This is a genomic window from Halomicrobium sp. IBSBa (assembly GCF_017612575.1).
In the GTDB taxonomy this organism is placed as follows: Archaea; Halobacteriota; Halobacteria; order Halobacteriales; family Haloarculaceae; genus Halomicrobium.
On sequence record NZ_JADPQC010000031.1, the window covers coordinates 1 to 462 of the forward strand.

The 462-nt window shown below is 53.9% G+C and carries 1 pseudogene; it reads left to right on the plus strand.

From position 1 onward, the window contains the following. Positions 1-319 (plus strand): annotated as a pseudogene (locus tag IL252_RS17305) (hypothetical protein); the annotation flags it as partial. Positions 320-462 lie beyond the last annotated feature (143 nt).

Here is a 462-nt window from a genome sequence, read left to right on the forward strand (position 1 = left end):
CGTAAGCCTCATCGCGAACGATGTGTCTGTCGTCTTTGGATACGAGGACGGTGGAACCGACGAACGGCTGATGCCAAACAGTACGTACGACTATGAAAGTGGGTTCTTCAAACTGGTCAACAACGACGACGGAAACTCGACGGCGTTCAACGTTGAGCTGAGTACCGGCAGCGGCCTTCTTTCCGATATCAACGGGAGCGGCGATACCCACAGCGAAGAGGTGTCTGCGGGCGGGGTTTCTGATCTCTCTGCAACCCTCGAAACGGGCGACAGCGCCCAGGAAACCGAAGACCTGACAATCACAATCACTGAAGTATAACGGGTTGGCTCTGCTGTCCGACTCCCTCACCTACCCATGCCCTGCTGCCGGCGGACGCCCGTCCCTGGCGGTGGATGTCTAGCGTAGAAAACACAGTTACTTACCATTTACAATCAAATACGAACAAAAAATCTATCAAGTAG